The following is a 17,176-nucleotide window of genomic DNA, read 5'->3' on the forward strand; positions in this document are numbered from 1 at the left end:
TCAAACGAAATTGATAAGAGTAGGACATAATCTGCACCTCAAATTAGGTGTCCAGGTTTTGGGGTGCAGATCACTAAGCTGTTCAATTTGGTAAAAGCTTTACCATTTTGAACCGCTTTTGCTTTAATTAGTGTTTGTGATCGTGATGATGCTCATGTGGGGCATCATCTACCTCAACTAATGTCACCATAATGACTGAGTCCTCCGCAGCTTCGCCTTGAATAAAGTATTTTCCATCAAAGTTAAGCACTTGCCCTACGTTGATTTCATGTTTTTCATTGTCATTCAATACCACATTCATTTTTCCGCTTAGTACGGTAAAAATCACACTATCGCCTTCATGGTTATGACGTTTTAGTTGCTCTCCTTTCTTCAAGGCTTTTTTCACCACGGTAAACTGTTCCGTTTGCATAATTTTACCGAAGCCATCTTTTACTACACCAATATCTGCTTGTGCAATAGAGGCAATACCAAAGCTGAGTAATGAGGCTAATAACACTTTTTTCATAACAAGTCTCCTTTTGTGTTTTGAATTAGATGTCCTAATTCTGACACTTTTACTCAACCATTTCAATGCAAATTATTCTCAAACACAAAAAGCATCACAAAAATAACTCTTTATTGCATCTTTTTTCTCAAATGATCCCCATCCGTTTTATGCAATTTCAATACCGTCCAGACAAGGATGATTGCAAAAATGGTTGAAGTGAGGAAAGTGTAGCTAAAGGCTTGTTGTAAGCCTTCGCCCTCATTACCGAAATGGTGGCGGTAAAGGTTTAAAATAATGGATGAAACCGCAATACCAAAGCCAATTCCGAGCTGTTGTACAATGCTAAGCACGGTTGAGCCTGTGCCCGCTTGTTCTGTGGATAAGTCGCCAACTGCTAATGTATTTACTGCGGTAAAAATCATCGACATACAAGCCCCATACCACATTAAATTCACTACTATCCAAATAAGCGAAGTTTGTTGATCAATCCACGCCATTGAAACCACTGACCCCGCCATTAACATTGAGGAAATTAAGAGTATCGTTTTGTAGCCCAAGCGGTTTAAGATGCGCCCAATCAAGGTTTTGAAAATCACGGACATCAACGCAATCGGTGCAAGCAACCAGCCCGACATTTCTGCACTATAACCAAATGAAAGTTGAAACATGAGCGGTAGCAAAAATGGCATGCCTGAGCTTGAAAGGCGGATAAAAATATTGGCGATAATGCCGAGGTTGAAGGTGCGAGTCTGGAAAAGCGAGAGCGGTAAAATCGCCTTTTCGTTATTGTGGGCATAAAAACCGTAAGCAAGCAATAAACCAAAACCGAGGGCAAGCGAGCTATAAGTGATAATGCTGTTTCGTTCGCTTTCGCCAAGCAAATCTAAACCTAATGTGAGCCCAACAAGGCTAAGTGAGAAGAGCAAAAAGCCTGTCCAATCTAGCTTTTTCTCTTCGCCTTTGCTGTTATTCATGACATGTCCAGAGGCGATGATACCAAGCAAGTCAATGGGGATGTTGATTAAGAAAATCCAGTGCCAACTGGCGTTCATTACAAGCCAGCCACCAAGAATCGGACCTAAAATCGGGCCAACTAACCCCGCGGTTGCCATTAAATTCCACGCATTAAGTAATTGTTGTTTCGGTACTACTTGAATGATAGCAAGGCGAGCAACGGGCATCATAAAAGCACCGCCAATGCCTTGTACCACGCGTGCAAGCACAAGGGCGTTAAGGTTAGGAGCAAATGCACAGCCAATGGAGCCCAATACAAAAGTCGCCACTGCACTGCGGAAAACCGTCAACGTGCCGAATTTCGCCGCTGCCCAAGCGGTAAGCGGTATAAAAAGAGCCACCGAAAGAGAATAGGCGATAATTGCCATCTGCATTTCAAATGCTGGTTATGCAAATCTGATGCAATGCTAGGCAGGGCGGTGTTGAAGATGGTGGCATCGAGGCTTTGCATAAAAAGAGCCATTGCAGCCCCCCCAAGCGAGACCTTTGTAGTTTTGGGAACGAGGTTGAGATTGGGGCATTTGCGATCCTTAATTTATTATAAGCTCCGCTAATCACTACTGCCACAAACGCTTGCGTTTGAACGTTGCCTTAGCAATGGCATCGAGTGTGAGCACAGCAAGTAAATCTCCCCTACCCCTCTTTAGCAAAGAAGGGGAGGGGAGATTTGGCAGAAGTTAAAACGAAGAAATTAGTTTGTAAATTATACTATGTAAAAATATACAAAACCTTGATATAACCCAAAATTCTATTCCGTTCCATTTGCTTATAAACCTGAGCAATTTACTCTACCTTTAATTGTGCTATGATGTGGACAATAATTTTCCTCTTAAAAGGACACAAAATGAAATTACAGCAATGGATTAAGCAAAATCAGTTGGGACTACTGTTTCAACAAGGCAGTTTTGGCTTGGAAAAAGAGAGTCAACGTATTGATGAAAACGGCAATATTGTCACAACACCACACCCCGCAGTGTTTGGTAATCGTGCTTACCACCCTTATATTCAAACCGATTTTGCAGAAAGTCAGCTAGAATTGATAACCCCGCCAAATAATAAGCTTGAAGATAGCCTACGTTGGCTTTCTGCGATTCACGAAGTTGTTTTACGTTCTTTGCCTGAACAGGAATTCATTTTCCCGTTCAGTATGCCAGCAGGCTTGCCGCCTGAAAGTGCGATTCAAGAAGCTCAGCTTGATAACGTGGAAGACGTAAAATATCGAGAACATCTCTCGCAAAATTATGGCAAATATAAACAGATGGTGAGCGGTATTCATTACAACTTCCAACTCTCACCTGAATTTGTGAAAGCAGTGTTCAGCTTACAAAATGAGTATACGGAACTCAAAGATTTCCAAAACGCCTTATATATGAAATTGGCGAACAACTTCCTGCGTTATCAATGGATTTTGGTTTATCTGCTAGCGGCAACGCCAATGGTGGAAGCCAATTATTTTTCGAGAAACGGTGTTGAAAATTCACCGCTTGCAGCAGGACAATTGGTGCGAAGCCTACGCTCTAGCCCTTACGGTTATGTCAACTCGCCTGATGTGGTGGTGAACCACGACAGTCTTAAAAGCTATGTGGAAACGTTAGAAGAACAAGTGAAAGCAGGTCGTTTGATTGCAGAAAAAGAGTTCTATTCCAATGTGCGTTTGCGTGGGGCTAAAAAAGCTCGCGAATTGCTGGAAAAAGGCGTGCAATATGCCGAATTCCGCCTATTTGACTTAAACCCGTTTGAGCCATATGGAATTAGTTTAAGCGATGCAAAACTTATTCACAGTTTCTTGCTCGGAATGCTCTGGCTAGATGAAACAGGCGGTCAAAAAGAGGTGGAACTTGGCAAACAACGTTTGTATCAAGTTGCCCTTGAAGATCCGCGTGAACCAACGGTATTCCAAGCGGAAGGCGAGGCGGTATTACACCAAATTATTGAGATGCTGAAAACCATCAATGCGGACGAAAGTGTGGTAAAAGTTGCGGAAGAAAAATTGGCACAGTTTGCCGACCCAAGCCAAACAGTAAACGGTAAATTGCTGAAGGCGATTGAACAAGCAGGCAGTTACAAAGCATTAGGTGCAAAACTTGCACAACAATATAAAGCCCAAGCCTTCGAGCGTTTTTATGCTCTCTCGGCATTCGACAATATGGAGCTTTCTACTCAAGCGTTGCTATTCGATTTGATTCAACAAGGCATTAGTACGGAAATTTTGGACGAAAACGATCAGTTCCTTGCCCTTAAATTTGGCGATCATCTCGAATACGTCAAAAACGGTAATATGACCAGCCACGACCAATACATTTCACCACTGATTATGGAAAACAAAGTGGTGACCAAAAAAGTATTAGCGAAGGCAGGTTTTAATGTGCCGAAAAGCATTGAGTTTACCAATGTGGAACAAGCCGTGGCGCACTATCCGCTCTTTGAAGGCAGAGCGGTAGTAATTAAACCGAAATCCACCAACTACGGCTTAGGTATTACAATTTTCCAACAAGGCGTAAGCAACCGCGAAGACTTCGCTAAAGCGATTGAAATTGCTTTCCGCGAAGACAAAGAAGTGATGGTGGAAGATTATTTGGTCGGCACAGAATATCGTTTCTTCGTGCTAGGCGATGAAACCTTGGCGGTATTGCTCCGTGTGCCTGCCAACGTGGTGGGCGACGGGGTAAAAACTGTGCGTGAATTGGTCAATGCAAAAAATACTGACCCACTGCGTGGCGATGGATCCCGTTCGCCACTGAAAAAAATTGCTTTGGGAGACATTGAATTGTTGCAGCTTAAAGAACAAGGCTTAACGCCAGATAGCGTGCCTGCAAGCGGTCAAATTGTGCAACTACGTGCCAATTCCAACATCAGCACGGGTGGCGACTCCATTGATATGACCGACCAAATGCATGATAGCTATAAACAACTTGCCGTCGGCATCGCCCACGCGATGGGGGCTAAAGTGTGCGGAGTGGATTTGATTATTCCTGATTTAACGAAACCTGCCGAGTCATCGCTTAGCTCCTGGGGCGTGATTGAAGCTAACTTCAACCCAATGATGATGATGCATATCTTCCCATACCAAGGTAAATCAAGACGATTGACTAAAAATGTGATTAAGATGTTGTTTCCTGAGGTGATTTAATTAATAAACATTTAGCAAAAGAAACATGATTTATTGGACTGCAGGATTTGATTTTGCCTCTGACGAGCTCAGAGGCGACTTGATAAGTATAATGAGCATAGCTCTATACAATGCTATAGATTCGGTGCATATAAACTCCCTTTAATTGGGGTTTAAGTTACATTTTTAAATAAAAATCACGGGTCAGAACCAGAAATTCGGGCGTGTATTGGTTTTGTTCGTTATAAATCACAAGCGGTTTAATTTTGCAATCCAAATGTTCAAACTGAAAGGTTAAAATCAATCGTTTCGGAGATTGCCCATTTTTCGTGATGATTTGGTAAATTTTAGTGCAAAATAATCCGCTTTTTTTGCTCTGTTCGAGCAGTTTTTCCGCCTCTTGAGTAGGCAAAATAAAGCTGATTTTCCCTGTTTGAGAAAGCCATTTTTTCGCTTGCATCAACCAATCAAAATGGCTCTTTTGAAGACTGCGGGCAAGATCGCGTTCTGCAGTTCGGCTGGCAAGGCTGTTACGAAAATAGGGCGGGTTCGACACAATCAGATCAAATTTTTGTGGAAAATCGCTCTCAAAGATATCGCCTTGTTGAATAGAAATTCTCCTTTTCCACGTAGAATGTTGTGCATTTTCAACCGCTTGTTGGTAAGCATTTGGCTCTAACTCAAGGGCAGTAATGTCACAATTTTCCTCCGTTCGCTGTGCAAGCATTATCGCAATCAAGCCTGTACCTGTACCGAGGTCAAGAATTTGCTTGGCATTTTTTATTTCCGCCATTGCTCCAAGCAAAATGCCATCTGTATTGACTTTCATCGCACATCTATCGTGGGCGATAAAAAATTTTTTAAATTGAAATCCTGATTTTTTCATTTTGGGGTTATTTTGTAGAAAGATGGGCTATAATCTCATTGTTTTTCATCTTCGACAACCTAAGACAGAGATTTAAATGAGGATACAATGAAACCATTAAAAAAGATTGCATTAGTCGCAATACTGAGTACTTTTTTGACCGCTTGTATGAGTACGCAACAAATTAACGCAGAAGCTTCGCAAGGTTATAGGCAAATGAAACAACAAAATGCCAAAGCGATTGATACTAGCTCCGTGACTGCTCAACGGGTACATAAAATTTTTAACAAAATGAAACCTTATGCAGAACAAGAAAATAAAACGGGCGTACCATTCCAATGGGAAATTACTGTTTTTCGTACCAATGAACTTAATGCGTGGGCAATGCCTGGTGGCAAAATGGGCTTCTATACGGGTTTGGTTGAAAAGCTCAATATGAATGATGATGAGATTGCTACCGTAATGGGGCATGAAATGGCTCACGCCTTACAAGAACACGGTAAATCTTCTCGTAATGTGACATTGATTACAGGTATTGTGGGACAAGTTGCAGATGCGGCAGTGACTGCAACAACGGGTGTTGATACTCAAGGTTTGTTAAGTGTTGGAACTGATTTAATTGCGAATAAACCGTTTTCACGCAGCCAAGAAACAGAAGCCGATGAAGTGGGCTTGATGTTGATGGCAAAATCAGGGTATAACCCTTCGGCTGCACCAAATGTGTGGGTAAAAATGAGCCAAGCTGGTGGTAGCGGTGGTGGGATTTTCTCTACCCATCCTTCAAATGCAGATCGGCAAAAAAATCTAGAACGTTTAATTCCTGATGCGATGAAGCTTTACAAAGCGGGTCGATAGCTAATATACATAAGGGCGGATACAATGCGATCTTTACCTCAAATATTGCACTAAACTTCTAACTGATTAAAGTACAGATTTTTACGGTCAAATTGTAGATAGCTCTCTAAAGGTAACCTGATAAAACGCCTGAAAAATCGTTTTGTGGAAACGCTTACTTTTTATTGTGATTTGTCAGATTAAGCCTGATCTTCTATAGGGAAAGGCGATTCTGGTGTATAATCTCCCCCATATTAATGTCAGCAGAAATATTTAGCGGAACACAAAAGGAGTTGCTATGAGTCAATTTTTCTACATTCACCCTGAAAATCCGCAGCCTCGTTTGATTAACCAAGCGGTTGAAATTATTCGTAAAGGTGGTGTGATTATTTATCCGACCGATTCAGGCTATGCTCTTGGTTGTGGGATTGGCGAAAAATCAGCGATGGAACGCATCGTAAGAATTCGCCAACTGCCTGAAAATCATAATTTCACGCTGGTGTGTAGCGATTTATCGGAGCTTTCTACCTATGCGATGGTGGATAATCAAGCCTATCGCTTGATGAAAAATAACGTGCCGAATCCGTACACTTTTATTCTACCTGCTACCAAAGATGTGCCACGTAGGCTACAAACTAAGCGTAAAACCATCGGAATTCGAGTGCCAGATAATGCGATTGCATTAGTATTGATTGCTGCACTTGGCGAACCGTTACTTTCTTGCTCTTTGATGTTACCTGGCGAAGAAATAACACAGTCGGATCCCGAAGAAATCCGTGCTATTTTAGAACGCCAAGTGGATTTAATTATTCACGGTGGTTATTTAGGCGTTGAGCCAACTACAGTTATTGATTTAACTGGCGATAGTCCGGAGATTCTTCGTGAAGGATCGGGCGATACTACACCATTTATCTAGCTCTATTTTTAAAAATTAAGACGCTTGTGAAAGCGACAAGGACAAACAATGAAAACCTTTCAAAATAAACAAAAACCAACATTTAATCGTCAAGCTGATGAGAAAAAAGGAGCAAAAAATCCAGGCTTAGCGGAACGTAATGAACAGCGTGCGGCTCGCCCAACTTCTCGTCCGCTTGCAAAAAAAATTGCAAAACCGACCGCTTCTCTAGATAAAACGACAGAGAAAAAAGAGAAAGTCGTTGGCGAAAAATTGCAGAAAATTTTAGCCCGTGCGGGGCAAGGTTCACGCCGTGAATTAGAAGAGGTAATTGCGGCAGGACGCGTGAGTGTAGACGGTAAAATTGCATCACTTGGCGACCGCGTGGCATTAAGCTCAGCCACCAAAATCCGTATCGACGGGCACTTAATCAACATCATCCCAACCCAAAAAGAAATTTGTCGCGTGTTGATGTATTACAAACCTGAAGGCGAACTTTGCACTCGCTCTGATCCTGAAGGGCGTGCGACCGTTTTCGACCGCTTACCACGTTTAACAGGCTCACGCTGGATTGCGGTGGGGCGTTTAGATATCAACACTTCGGGCTTATTACTCTTTACCACTGATGGTGAACTTGCCAACCGCTTAATGCACCCTAGCCGTGAAGTAGAGCGTGAATACTCCGTACGTGTATTCGGCAACGTGGACGAAGCGATGTTACAACGCTTACGCAAAGGAGTGCAGCTGGAAGATGGTCCCGCTAACTTCAAGCAAATTAAGGCGGTAGGCGGTACAGGTATCAACCAATGGTTTGATGTGACTCTAACCGAAGGTCGCAACCGTGAAGTACGTCGCTTATGGGAATCGCAAGAAGTGGAAGTGAGCCGTTTGATCCGCATTCGCTACGGTAACATTAAGCTCGAAAAAAGCTTACCACGTGGGGGCTGGGAAGAGATGGGGCTTGAGCAAGTGAACTATCTGCGTGAATTAGTTGGACTCCTACCAGAAACTGAAACCAAAGTAGATGTGACTAAAAATAGAAGACGCACTAGCATCCGTCAAATTCGTAAGGCGGTCAAGCAGCATACAAAATATAAAGTAAAAAACTAATTTAGATATGAGTTAATTAGCAGCCCTTAAAAATAGGCTTGTTTAATTCAAGGACTAAGTGCTGTAATCTACAGGGCTTAGTCCTTTATTTTAGACTTTTTATTGTATAAAAATACTTTACTGTATATTAAATCAAGTGTAATATAACACAAGTTACTATTTATACAGGTATTTTGTATGCTTACTCAACTCACTATCAACAATTTTGCGATTGTACGCCATCTTAATCTTGAGCTTTCCGAAGGAATGTCAGTCATTACGGGCGAAACGGGGGCGGGGAAATCCATTGCGATTGATGCCCTTGGGCTTTGTTTGGGTTATCGATCTGAGAGTAGTATGATCCGTAATGGTGCAGATAAGGCCGACATCACTGCGACTTTCCAAATGCAGCCCAATAGCCCTGCCTATTTATGGCTGAAAGAGCATGAATTACTAGATGAAGAGAATTCTCACGAATGCATTTTACGCCGAATGATTAACCTTGAGGGACGTTCGAAGGCTTTTGTGAATAATCGTCCATTGCCGATTTCTCAATTACGTGAGTTAGGGCAATATTTGATCCATTTAAACGGTCAGCACGCACCACAATTGCTGTTGAAAAGTGAGTATCAGCTTGAGCTTGTAGATAATTATGCGGGCATTCATAACTTGCTTGGCAAGATGCAAGAGCAGTACAACAAATGGCGAAAATTACATCAGCAAGTGAAAAACTTTCGCCAACAATGCAAAGAGAATGAGGCTCGTAAGCAGTTGTTGCAATATCAGGTAGATGAATTGGATGAATTCGATATTAAAGAGGGCGAATTTGAAGAAATGGAAGAGACGCATACTCGTTTGTCCAATTCTGAAGAGCTTACTGAAATGTCGCAATCAGTATTGGATTTATTGAGTGATGATAATTCGAATGCTGATTCTCTGATTTACAACGCTATTCGATATTTGGAAGATTTGGTGGATGTGGATGCAAACTATCAATCTTCGCTTGATATGCTTAATGAAGCCTTGATTCAAGTGCAAGAGGCAAGCTCGGAAGTGCGTGCATTGGCAGATAGTATTGAGCAAGATCCTGAATTATTAGCGGAATTGGATGAACGTATTTCTCGTGCGATGTCGCTAGCGAAAAAACACTATGTTTCGCCACATGAGTTATGGCAACATCATAGTGTATTGCAAGATGAGCTACAAAAACTCGTTGATTTTGAAGATAACGAAGATCAACTGATTGCAGATGAGAAAAAAGCATACCGTGAATGTGTAGCGTTAGCAGAACAAATTTATCAAGAGCGAGTATCTGCTGCTCAAAAATTGGCAGAACAAGTAACTAGCCAAATCAAAGCACTTTCGATGGAAAATGGCGAATTTTATATTGATATTCAGCACGATGTGAAAAAACTCACAGCAAATGGGGCAGATTTTGTTGAGTTTAACTTACGCAGTAACTTGGGGCAAAATGCTCAGCCTCTCGCTAAAATTGCTTCGGGTGGTGAGCTTTCGCGCATTTCTCTTGCCGTACAAGTTTTAACCGCGAATAAACTTTCGACACCGACTATTATTTTTGATGAAGTGGACGTGGGAATTAGTGGTATTGCTGCTACAACTGTAGGCAGATTATTACGCCAATTAGGTAATAAATGCCAAGTGCTTTGCGTGACCCACTTACCACAAGTGGCAAGTCACGGGCATCAACATTTCAATGTGCAAAAATATGTGAAAGATAACCAAACCGAAACGCAGATGAGCTTGCTTTCTGAACAAGAACGAGTCAATGCCTTAGCTCGTTTATTAGGTGGTAGCAAAATTACTGATGCGGTATTAGCGAATGCTCAGGAAATGTTGAGTTTGGCTGAGATTGAATAGTACGAGGGGTTAGTAATAAACTCTCTTAGAGAAAGTTAATGATTTCGGTATTATGTAGCAGTTGCTTAATGAAACGATTAACTTGATGTTTTTGTTGCAACGATGGTTTTAGGTAACCATAGTTGCTACGGGCAAGAACGATGATATTTAGATAAAAAAAAATGACTTGTGCAACTGCTACATCATACCGAATTATTTTATCTCCACTTCGCCAACTCAATACACTCTATCAATTCAGGATATTGCTTCGCCCATTTATTCCACTGCACTTTGTCAATTTCAATGTTGATAATGCGATCGCCAAATTCATTGAAATGCTCGGTTTTAATACCGTTTTGTTGTTTGAAAAGCGTATAAAGATTGCCAGAATTTATCGGAAGAAGAAGCGTTTCTTGCACTAATTCGTTGCGTAACCGTTCGCGAATTGCTTCAAAAAGCAGATCGATACCTTCACCAGATTGAGCAGAAAGGTAAACCGCGGTTACTTTGCCTTCATCATCTCGTTCAACAAAAGGTTGAATGCCGTCTAGTTTATCTACTTTGTTATAAACCAAAAGAGTCGGAATATCTGCAGCACTAATCTCTTCCAATACTTGATTTACTGCTTGGATATTCTCATTTTTGCGTTCATCTGCAACATCAATCACGTGCAATAAGAGGCTGGCTTCAACTGTTTCTTGCAAGGTAGATTTAAATGCAGAGACCAAATCGTGTGGCAAAAAGCGAATAAAACCTACGGTATCAGCAAGAATAGTGGTGCCCACATCTTGAATTTGCATTCTTCTTAGCGTTGGATCAAGTGTTGCAAAGAGCTGATCAGCGGCATAAACGCCTGCTTGCGTAATCGAATTAAACAGGCTTGATTTCCCTGCATTAGTATAACCTACAAGAGAAATGGTTGGGATGTCCGCTTTCTGGCGAGTTTTGCGATTTTGCTCACGTTGCTTACTTACTTTCGCCAAACGATTTTGCAGTTGTTGAATGCGAACTTTAATCAAACGGCGGTCTGTTTCCAGCTGAGTTTCACCTGGCCCACGTAAACCAACAGCTCCCCCTTTTTGCTGATCTTGATTACCTAAACGACGTACTAGACGAGTCGCAAGATGCTTAAGCTGAGCCAATTCCACTTGCAATTTCCCTTCGTGGCTACGAGCACGCTGAGCGAAAATATCTAAAATCAAGCCTGTTCTATCTACCACGCGACAATTGCAGAGAGACTGCAAATTCCGTGTTTGTGAAGGGCTTAATTCGTGATTAACCAGCACGAGGGTTGCTCCCAAATTTTCGACCGCTTGTTTAATCTCTTCCGCCTTGCCTTTACCGACAAAATAGGTGATATGCGGGCTAGAACGGGAAGTGGTTAGTATGCTTAAAATTTCTACGCCAGCTGATTCGGCAAGAGTGTGAAATTCAGCCAGATTTTCAGTATCTTTTTGCTGGGAAAGATAGAGATGAACCAGAATTGCTTTATCTGCTTGATGAGAGTGTTCAAGAGATGAATTTTGTGGGGTTTTAGAAAAAGAGAAACCAAGCGGCTGATTTTCATCATCGCTTGGTAAATCATTTTGAGTAAGATTTGAAGTGTTAATAATCTTATTCCGTTACGTTTTCAACAATTTCAACGGTTTGTGTCACTTGCACTGGAGTGTGTGAATTGTGGTTATTGCCGTGAGAAATCGCTCGAGCAGGCACCACAGTTGAAATCGCGTGTTTGTAAACCATTTGGCTTACCGTGTTTTTCAATAAAATAACGAATTGGTCGAATGATTCGATCTGTCCTTGTAGTTTGATTCCATTAACTAAATAAATTGAAACTGGAATACGTTCACGACGTAGTGCATTTAAGTAAGGGTCTTGTAATGATTGACCTTTTGCCATATTCATTTCCTCTTTGCTTTTTATTGTTATGTGGAATTCCATTTTTTCGAGCGTAGAACATCAAATTCTACGCTTGAAATATTATCACGTTTCGATTTGGTTCGCTATCATTTTCAGACTCCGATGAGTTGCGTCAAATCTCAAACTTCCCTCTCATACTCCCCACCGCCACTCTTGCAAAGAAAATCGCAAAGAGGAAATCGCCAAATCCGTAACTCGCGAAAAAGCAGAAATAGATCATCGATTGCCCTGCTAGCACATCTAATTTTTCTGGTGTAGTCAGCAACCAATGTAACCAAGCGCCGAAGTAAACCAATTTTTCTACGCAAAAAACCCAAAGTAAAACTGGTACTTGCCAGAAACGTTTAGCGACCGACCAATACGCCAATCCCCAAAGCAAAATCGAAATTTGCCCGAGCCATGAGAAAACAATCGGATCGTTATATATTAAAGTGGTATCAGTAAAAAATTGGGTAAAGCCTAAAACACCAATAAAGTTATAAAGCCCCGCTAAAAAGAAACCTTCTCTTGCACTCTTGAGTTGCACGTTTTTCCTCCTTTTTTCTTTTATTATACAAAAAAAGTGCGATGAAATTCACCGCACTTTTTCTCAATTCTAGGCTTATTATGCTACTTTCACTAAAATCTTGCCCGCTTGTGGTTGAAGAATTTCTTTTTCTTCGATAAATAGCTCTTTATTGAGCATGATTATACGTGGCTTTTTTGACTGAAAAATCAATAAAACGGGAATAAACTATTCTGAAAAGCAGAATAAAAAATGGCTAGAAAACCTAGCTATTATCATATTTATTCTTCTGTTTCTCTTTCCAACTCGCCTAGTGCATTCTCTTGCATCAAATGTTGTAATTGTGGAAGGAGTTGCACTATCAGGCGTAATTGTTGGATGAGCACCAAGCTCAATTCGTCCTGTTTTTCGTGATGTGTTTGCTCAAATTGGGCAAGATCGCTATCAATAGCGGTTAAATTTGCTTCCAATTTTGCAGGTGAACGTTTGCCCTCTGCCATCTGTCCGATAATGGTTGCCACTTCCCGTCCGTGTGAGAAGAAAATCGCGGAAAAATCCACCTGTTGATTCAGCGTCGGGCTGGCGATGCGATAGGCACCCAGTGCAGAAATATAGCCAAGTAAAGTATAATTTATACCTAGTAAATTCGGGGCAACTGCTGAAATCGCTTGGTATTTTTTCGGTTCGCTGTCTAGGTTTGACACCGCAGAACTCAAAGCAGAAATGTAGTTATGCACTTCGCGGCGAGCGGTGCGGTATGGCAACTGTTCGTTATAGCCAAACTGCAGCTGTGCGATGACGTGGCGTAGGTAGTTACTGCTCGCCAAAATGGTCGATTTGAGATTCTGCTTGAGGTTGATGTACTTCCAATCGGGGAAAATAAAAGAGACGGCAAACCACGCAATTGATGTACCGACCAACGTATCAATCACCCGCGGTAAAATGCCCTCATCTGCACCAATGCCAATAATATCAAGGCTTACCAACACCAACAGCGTGATGTAGAAGGTTGAGAAACTGTAATGACGGAAACGGAAATAGGTGTAAAGGCTGGCGGTAATCACAATCAAGCCCAGCTCGGCTTCCAGCGTGGAAGTAAGGTAATATTCCCTCAACAGCATCCCGACCAACACGCCCAAGATAGTGCCAATAACCCGCTGTCCTAAACGTTTCTTAGTTGCCGAATAGTTCGGCTGGCAGACGAAAATTGCTGTGAGTAGCACCCAGTAGCCTTTGCCGTCTAAATGGAAAATTGGCACGATGGCACTACACAACCCTACCACGACCGATAAACGGATGGCGTGGCGAAAAAGTTGCGATGAGAGGTTGCAATGGCTTTGAATGGTTTGCCACATATTGCGAAAACCTGACACATTTTCCGCCAACAAGCGGTTAGAAAGATGCTGCGATTTGCTAGATGCAAATTTATTGCTCATTTTAACCGCTTGTTCCATGCCCTCTTCTCGTTCGCTTTGGCTGTGCTCAATCTGGCAAAGTTGGCTTTCAATATTGCGTAAATTTTCCGCAATCGACTGCCAGCGATACGCACTTTTTAGCCCCTGTTCTTGATGATAATTGAGCGAATTAAATAAGCCTTGCATTGCTTTTTCCCCGCGAGAGCTGTGCTGATAACGTTCCGCATAACGCAACGCCACCGCGACTTTTTGGCACGCCATAGCTTGCAGTTCCAACACGCGTTTGAAACGGAAAATCAAATCGCTGTTTTTGAGGTGCTGGAAAAATTCGTGATATTGATAATGGCTCGAACTGGCTCGCTCCAAAATATCTTGAGCGGTGTAGTAATAACGCAACATTTTTTGCGTCCGAGTTTGGCGATTATGGCGGCGCAAGCGATAGAAAAGCGACACGCGGGTTTGCTCAAATGCTTGTACTACTTCACTATTCGCACGGGCTAAAGCACGCTGTTTCGCGTCGACATCGTCATCATCGGGATCAAAATAGGCAGCTTTCGCTTGTAAATATCTACCCAAGGCTTCGTAAGATTTCGCCAAATTCTCTTGTACCGTGCGGTTTGGAAAGACGATATACACTAACATCGCCACCAAACCATAAAGCAATGCCCCCGCTAAAATCAGCAATGTATTGGTGTACCAAGTAGTTTCGGGAGTGTAGGTAAGCGAGGCATAAACAGATACAACGAGCGTACCAAAAGCGATGGTGCTATAACGCTGCCCAATGCTGCCGAGCATGACCAAAATAAAGGTGCTGAGCACCGCAAGCGGTACAAAAAGCCAGCCAAATTCCAAAGAAAGCGTTGCCCCTGCGGACGAAATCGCAAAGGCAATCAGGGTAATGATAAGGTTTTTAAATCGCCCAGAAAGGTTGTTGTCTAAATCTACCAAACCGCCTGCAATAATGCCCAAAATCAATGGCATACTGTGCTCAGAAATATTAAGCAACCAGATACCAATAGCGGCAAGGTTGGTGGTAATAAAAATTGGCAAAGTGCTCAACACGTGAGCACTCAACCAATGAGATGGCATTTTTGTTGCAATTTTCATTGTTTAATTTTTAGTCCATTAACGCTGTAAACGTTCCGTCAAATAGCGATCGTAATCAGGCACTTCAATCTCTACTTCGTGGTTAAAACAGCTAGAGTGTAATAAGAAATCAGCGGTTGCTTCATTGATTGCTACGGGAATATTCCAGACAGTCGCAATGCGCATTAAGGCTTTTACATCAGGATCGTGAGGAGCAGCATTCATCGGATCCCAGAAGAAAATCATCAAGTCGATTTTTTTCTCGGCAATCAATCCTCCCAACTGTTGATCGCCGCCCATCGGGCCGCTCAATAAAGCGTGAATTTCCAAGCCTGTTTCACAAGAAAGTAAATTGCCCGTTGTACCAGTGGCGTATAAAGTATGCGGCTTCAAGGCTTCAGCGTGTTTTTTCGTCCACGCCAATAAGCTCTGTTTGCAGCTGTCGTGTGCCACTAAGGCAATGCGTTTGTGTAATTCAATTTTGCGAGTAGTTTTGTACATTTTTTGCTCCTTTTGCTTTTTCGCAAGATAGTAAAATCATACCCCTATTTGGAAAAGGTTAGCAAGCCCAAAGCCAAGAATGGGGAATAATTCCTGCGATTTGCAAAAAATTTTAAGATCTGACCGCTTGAGATTGACTAAGCTCGCATAATAGTTAAAAATCCAGATAGTTTTTAGCAACAATGTTGCTCTTTAATATATTTGGTCGGGGATAACCCCTGCCCCTACGCATAACTCCATAAATAGTAAAGGACATTCCGAATGAATTTATACAACATCAAGCACCCAGAAGAACAAGTAAATTTCGCACAGGGCGTGCGTCAAGGTTTAGGTAAAGATCAGGGGCTTTTCTTCCCTGAAGTGTTGCCAAAATTTGATGATATTGATGCACTTTTAGCCTTACCATTAGTTGAACGTAGCCAAAAAATCTTAGGTGCGTTAATTGGGGATGAATTACCGAGAGAGACACTCCATAAAATGGTGGCAAATGCGTTTACCTTCCCTGCACCACTTGCTTGTGTGAATGATGATATTTATGCGTTAGAGCTTTTCCACGGCCCAACACTCGCATTTAAAGATTTCGGCGGTCGCTTTATGGCACAAGCATTAAGTGCCGTGCGTGGTGAGGGCAAAATTACCATTTTAACCGCAACTTCTGGCGACACAGGTGCGGCAGTGGCACACGCTTTCTATGGTTTAGAGAACATCAATGTGGTGATTTTGTATCCAAAAGGCAAAATCAGCCCGCTTCAAGAAAAATTATTCTGTACCCTTGGCGGTAATATCCGTACCGTGGCGATTGAGTCTGATTTTGATGCTTGCCAAGCGTTAGTGAAACAAGCCTTTGATGATGCAGAACTTCGCCAAGCGATTGGCTTAAACTCAGCAAACTCAATTAATATCAGCCGCCTGCTTGCTCAAGTATGCTACTATTTTGAAGCCGTGGCACAATTATCAAAAGAGAAACGTTCAGAAGTGGTCGTTTCTGTGCCAAGTGGCAACTTCGGCAACTTAACCGCAGGTTTAATTGCAAAAACTTTAGGTTTGCCAATCAAGCGTTTCATCGCTTCAACCAATGCAAATGACACCGTTCCACGCTACTTAAAATCAGGCAAATGGGAGCCAAATGCAACGGTGGCAACGCTTTCAAATGCAATGGATGTGAGTCGTCCAAACAACTGGCCACGTGTGGAAGAACTTTTCAAACGCAATGGCTGGAGCTTAGCAGATTTAGGTTCAGATGCGTTAAGCGATGCAGAAACTGAAGCCGCATTAAAAGCACAATATGCGGAAGGCTACCTCTGCGAACCACACGGTGCAATTGCTTACCAAGTGTTGAAAGACCAACTTCAAGCGGGCGAAACAGGCATTTTCCTCTGCACAGCCCACCCAGCGAAATTTAAAGAGTCAGTAGAACGCATTTTAGACATTGAGTTACCATTGCCAGAAGCGTTGGATAAACACAATAAAATGGAATTGTTATCCGACACAATGCCAGCAGATTTCGCCACATTGCGTGAGTATTTGTTGAAGTAGATTAAATAAAAAATCTGCACCTTAATCAGTTAGAAGTTTAGTCTAACTTTTGGGGTGCAG

Annotated in this window: 13 protein-coding genes and 1 pseudogene; 6 read left to right on the forward strand and 8 right to left on the reverse strand. The window is 42.1% G+C overall.

Features of this window, described 5'->3' with window-relative positions; genetic code table 11:
- Positions 1 to 127: 127 nt before the first annotated feature.
- Both QMF79_RS01695 and QMF79_RS01700 read right to left on the reverse strand, forming a co-directional pair.
- Positions 128 to 508 carry a cupin domain-containing protein gene (locus tag QMF79_RS01695; RefSeq protein WP_040218818.1) on the reverse strand — a complete coding sequence of 127 codons (381 nt, stop codon included), beginning with the start codon at positions 506 to 508 and terminating at the stop codon, positions 128 to 130.
- A gap of 110 nt (positions 509 to 618) precedes the next feature.
- Positions 619 to 2,025 (reverse strand): annotated as a pseudogene (locus QMF79_RS01700) (MDR family MFS transporter).
- A gap of 323 nt (positions 2,026 to 2,348) precedes the next feature.
- On the opposite strand from QMF79_RS01700, the gene gshAB reads away from it, so the two are divergent.
- Entirely contained in the window at positions 2,349 to 4,634 is a 2,286-nt protein-coding gene (gene gshAB, locus QMF79_RS01705) for a bifunctional glutamate--cysteine ligase GshA/glutathione synthetase GshB (protein WP_281772512.1), read from the forward strand.
- A 157-nt stretch (positions 4,635 to 4,791) separates the two neighbouring features.
- Here the strand turns inward: gshAB and QMF79_RS01710 are convergent, their stop codons facing one another.
- A complete protein-coding gene (locus QMF79_RS01710) occupies positions 4,792 to 5,499 on the reverse strand; it encodes a tRNA1(Val) (adenine(37)-N6)-methyltransferase (RefSeq protein ID WP_281772513.1) in 708 nt (235 codons plus the stop codon).
- Positions 5,500 to 5,586: 87 nt separating this feature from the next.
- Here QMF79_RS01710 and QMF79_RS01715 point away from each other — a divergent pair, with 87 nt between their 5' ends.
- From QMF79_RS01715 to recN, 4 genes are all read left to right on the forward strand, one after another.
- The gene (locus QMF79_RS01715) at positions 5,587 to 6,333 is read left to right on the forward strand and encodes a M48 family metallopeptidase (protein WP_005706955.1); all 747 of its coding nucleotides are present in this window, start codon (positions 5,587 to 5,589) and stop codon (positions 6,331 to 6,333) included.
- Positions 6,334 to 6,610: 277 nt separating this feature from the next.
- Entirely contained in the window at positions 6,611 to 7,228 is a 618-nt protein-coding gene (locus QMF79_RS01720; protein WP_281772514.1) for an L-threonylcarbamoyladenylate synthase, read from the forward strand.
- Positions 7,229 to 7,276: 48 nt separating this feature from the next.
- On the forward strand, positions 7,277 to 8,317 hold the full coding sequence (gene rluB / locus QMF79_RS01725; protein WP_281772515.1) for a 23S rRNA pseudouridine(2605) synthase RluB: 1,041 nt from the start codon (positions 7,277 to 7,279) through the stop codon (positions 8,315 to 8,317).
- A 177-nt stretch (positions 8,318 to 8,494) separates the two neighbouring features.
- Positions 8,495 to 10,174 (forward strand): DNA repair protein RecN, encoded by a 1,680-nt coding sequence (gene recN / locus QMF79_RS01730; protein WP_281772516.1) that lies wholly within the window; start codon positions 8,495 to 8,497, stop codon positions 10,172 to 10,174.
- A gap of 197 nt (positions 10,175 to 10,371) precedes the next feature.
- On the opposite strand, the gene hflX is transcribed toward recN, so the two are convergent.
- The 5 genes from hflX to mgsA form a co-directional block, all read right to left on the reverse strand.
- Positions 10,372 to 11,763, reverse strand: a complete 1,392-nt coding sequence (hflX, locus tag QMF79_RS01735; RefSeq protein ID WP_425591875.1) for a ribosome rescue GTPase HflX — start codon at positions 11,761 to 11,763, stop codon at positions 10,372 to 10,374.
- Positions 11,764 to 11,767: 4 nt separating this feature from the next.
- Complete coding sequence (gene hfq / locus QMF79_RS01740; protein WP_281772517.1) at positions 11,768 to 12,052, reverse strand: RNA chaperone Hfq; 285 nt, start codon at positions 12,050 to 12,052, stop codon at positions 11,768 to 11,770.
- Between the two features lie 133 nt (positions 12,053 to 12,185).
- Positions 12,186 to 12,599: a hypothetical protein gene (locus tag QMF79_RS01745; RefSeq protein WP_281772518.1), complete on the reverse strand. Its 414-nt coding sequence runs from the start codon at positions 12,597 to 12,599 to the stop codon at positions 12,186 to 12,188.
- Positions 12,600 to 12,859: 260 nt separating this feature from the next.
- A complete protein-coding gene (yccS, locus tag QMF79_RS01750) occupies positions 12,860 to 15,100 on the reverse strand; it encodes a YccS family putative transporter (RefSeq protein ID WP_281772519.1) in 2,241 nt (746 codons plus the stop codon).
- A gap of 18 nt (positions 15,101 to 15,118) precedes the next feature.
- Positions 15,119 to 15,580, reverse strand: coding sequence for a methylglyoxal synthase (gene mgsA, locus QMF79_RS01755; RefSeq protein WP_005707685.1), 462 nt, complete (start codon positions 15,578 to 15,580; stop codon positions 15,119 to 15,121).
- 261 nt (positions 15,581 to 15,841) lie between these two features.
- Between mgsA and thrC the strand changes: the two genes are divergently transcribed.
- A complete protein-coding gene (gene thrC / locus QMF79_RS01760; RefSeq protein WP_281772520.1) occupies positions 15,842 to 17,116 on the forward strand; it encodes a threonine synthase in 1,275 nt (424 codons plus the stop codon).
- Positions 17,117 to 17,176 lie beyond the last annotated feature (60 nt).

It is taken from the genome of Pseudohaemophilus parahaemolyticus (genome assembly GCF_938021905.1).
Taxonomy (GTDB): domain Bacteria; phylum Pseudomonadota; class Gammaproteobacteria; order Enterobacterales; family Pasteurellaceae; genus Haemophilus_A; species Haemophilus_A parahaemolyticus_B.